The organism is Micromonospora sp. NPDC049060 (genome assembly GCF_040649055.1).
Classification (GTDB): Bacteria; Actinomycetota; Actinomycetes; order Mycobacteriales; family Micromonosporaceae; genus Micromonospora; species Micromonospora reichwaldensis.
Genome location: NZ_JBEZEV010000172.1, coordinates 1 through 2,902 on the forward strand (window position 1 = coordinate 1; position 2,902 = coordinate 2,902).

Annotated in this window: 3 protein-coding genes and 1 pseudogene; all 4 read right to left on the bottom strand. The window is 73.8% G+C overall.

Annotated features, from left to right (window positions below; all coding sequences use genetic code 11):
* A pseudogene (locus tag AB0B83_RS30060) lies at positions 1-89 on the bottom strand (translation initiation factor IF-1); the annotation flags it as partial.
* 228 nt (positions 90-317) lie between these two features.
* On the bottom strand, positions 318-941 hold the full coding sequence (locus AB0B83_RS30065; RefSeq protein ID WP_357581000.1) for a DUF1707 domain-containing protein: 624 nt from the start codon (positions 939-941) through the stop codon (positions 318-320).
* Between the two features lie 392 nt (positions 942-1,333).
* Positions 1,334-2,185: a type I methionyl aminopeptidase gene (map, locus tag AB0B83_RS30070; RefSeq protein ID WP_357581001.1), complete on the bottom strand. Its 852-nt coding sequence runs from the start codon at positions 2,183-2,185 to the stop codon at positions 1,334-1,336.
* Between the two features lie 94 nt (positions 2,186-2,279).
* On the bottom strand, positions 2,280-2,902 hold a 623-nt coding region (locus tag AB0B83_RS30075), incomplete at its 5' end, for an adenylate kinase (protein WP_357581002.1).

Consider the following 2,902-nt stretch of genomic DNA (forward strand, 5'->3'; position numbering starts at 1 on the left):
CCGTTCGCGAGCTCCACCCGGAACATGGCGTTCGGCAGGGGCTCGATGACCCGACCCTCGATCTCGATGGCTCCGTCTTTTTTCGGCATGTACTCCGCTGTCCTGACGTCGGTTACTCCGGACGGCCCACAACGTCTTACACGGGCCACCGATCAAGATCAGGTTGCCCGCGCCAGCCGCGGCTCCGGCTCCCACCGAAGCGCAGGGTGGGCATGCCGGAGTGGACGCTGTGCGCCGATCAGAAAGTGTACGCCCGCCTGCGGGCCGTCGCCAAACCGGCCGGGAATCGGTGCGTCGAACCGGACGGAACGGGCCAATCACACCTCGGCGTCGGCCTCGCCGGGCCGGCCTTCCCGCTGGGCCGGCGGCAGCTCCCGCACCGGGCTCCGGTGCCCCTCCTCGGCGGCAGCCAACTCGCGCTTGCGCGCCCGCTTCGCCCGCCGGCGCTCACGCCGCCGCTCCCGCTGCTCAGCCTGCCGCCGCGGCTCCCCGCCGGCGAGACCGGCGACCGTGCGCACCACGAGCACCGCTCCCCACGGCCCGGCCACCCAGACGGGCCAGAAGTAGAGCAGATCCGTGGAGAGCGCGGACGTCACCGCCCAGACGGTCACCGTGATCGCGACCACCCGCAGGTACGGCAGCCACACCTCGGCCAGCCACCGGGCCGTCACCGACGAGGTCGCCGGCGACCGGACACCCTCCGCCGGCGACGGGACGGTCTCCAGCCGCGTGGCGAGCTCCGACGCCGCCGGGGCCGCCTGCGCCGGCAAATCGACCACCAGCACGTCCAGCTCGCCGTACGTGCGTGCGGCGTACGCCCGCTGCAACCGCTCGTCGTACTCGTGCAGGTCCAGCCGGCCCTCGTCGACGGCCACCCGCAGCCGCTCCGCCACCGCCTGGCGGTCGGCGTCGGCGGCCCGCATCCCGTCGCGTCCCTCCATGCCCGCAAGCATGCCACCGCTCCACCAGCCGCTGCCCCTCCCGCCGCGGCCCCTCCCGAGGCTCCGGGCCCGAGGCGAGGGCGGGTCCCGGCCGGCGGTCGGGGCGGCGGGGCGCCGCATCCGGACGCGGGCCGGGCCGGCATCGCGCAGCCGGGCCCCGCGACTCCGGCCCTCCGTGCGCATCGCCGTTGGGTCCTGTGGGCGGTCGCCCTCGGGCCCTCGGTGCGCGTCGCCGTCCAGGCCCTCGGTGCGATCACCCATCCGGGCCCTGGGAACGGTCGCCGTCGAGGCTCTCGGTGCGCGTCGCCCTCCGACCCCTCGGTGCGGCTGGTGCGCGCCTCAGGGGGCGGGAGAGGACGGGACGCGGCGCCCGGCGGAGCGCTGCTGAGGGCTCAGCGAGCCGGCGAGTCCGCGGGCTGCCGGGAGGTGACCAGCTCGCCCAGGCGGGCGCGCCCGCCGTCCGGCGCGGTCAGCACCCAGACGCCGTCCGGGAGCAGCGCCATCGTGTGTTCGACGTGCACCGCCATCGACCGGTCCCGGGTGATCACGGTCCAGCCGTCGGAGAGTTCGACCGTCCGGGGTGAGCCCATCGTGATCATCGGCTCGATGGCCAGCGCCATGCCCGGCACCAGACGCGGGCCCTTCCCCGGCCGTCCGTGGTTGAGCACGTGCGGGTCCTGGTGCATCTCGGTGCCGATGCCGTGCCCGCCGTAGCCGTCGACGATGCCGTACCGCCCGCCCTTGCGGACCGCGTCCTCGACGGCGTGCGAGATGTCGGTGAGCCGGCCCTTGCCGCTGGCCGCGCCGCGGGCGGCTGCGGCGATGCCCGCCCACATGGCGTCCTCGGCCACCGCCGCCATCTTCAGCAGCGCCGGTTCGACCTCGCCCACCCCGACGGTGATGGCGGCGTCGCCGTGCCAGCCGTCGAGCACCGCACCGCAGTCGATGGAGATCATGTCCCCGTCGCGGAGCACCTGCCGCGCCGACGGGATGGCGTGCACGACCTGCTCGTTGACCGACGAGCAGATCGACGCGGGAAAGCCGTGGTAGCCCTTGAAGGAGGGGACGGCGCCGGCCTCGCGGATGGTCGACTCGGCGATGGCGTCCAGGTCGGCGGTGCTGACCCCTGGGGCGACCGCCTCCCGCATCCGACGCAGCGCCTCGGCGACCACCAGCCCGGCGGCCCGCATCTTCTCGATCTGGTCAGGGGTCTTCAGCTGGATGTCCAGCTGGGGACGACGCATGGAGCCGTTACCTTTCGGTTGCAGATGCCGAAGAGCGGGGCACGTCAGGCGTACCCCGCTCTTCGCACTCTATCCGCCGGAACCCGGCGGGACGTCAGCCGCCGTACGAGCGCAGGGCGTCGATGGCGCGGACGGTGACGTCCTCCACCGGGCCGGTGGCGTCGATGCCCACCAGCTTGCCCTGGGCGCCGTAGTAGTCGACCAGCGGCGCGGTCTTGTCCGCGTACTCGCGCAGGCGGGTGGCGATGGTCTCCGGCTTGTCGTCGTCGCGCTGGAACAGCTCGGCGCCGCACCGGTCGCAGATGCCCTCACGCGAGGTGGCGTCGAACTCGACGTGCCAGATCTTGCCGCAGCCCCGGCAGGTACGCCGACCGGAGAGCCGCCGGATCACCTCGTCGTCGTCGACGACCAGCTCCAGCACCAGGTCCAGCGCGGTGCCCAGGTCGGCGAGGAGCTTGTCCAGCGCGGCGGCCTGCGGCGTCGTCCGCGGGAAGCCGTCGAGCAGGAAGCCCTCGGAGGCGTCCGGCTCGGCGAGCCGGTCCCGCACCATGTTGATGGTGACCTCGTCGGGCACCAGCTCGCCGGCGTCCATGTAGCGCTTCGCCTCGACGCCGAGCGGGGTGCCCTGCGAGACGTTCGACCGGAAGATGTCGCCGGTCGAGATCTTCGGGACCGAGAGGTGCGCGGCGATGAACTCGGCCTGCGTGCCCTTGCCCG

Excerpts from the sequence above, each read along its gene's own strand:
- AB0B83_RS30065 (WP_357581000.1), bottom strand. The coding sequence starts at position 941 with ATGGAGGGACGCGACGGGATGCGGGCCGCCGACGCCGACCGCCAGGCG.
- map (WP_357581001.1), bottom strand. The coding sequence starts at position 2,185 with ATGCGTCGTCCCCAGCTGGACATCCAGCTGAAGACCCCTGACCAGATC.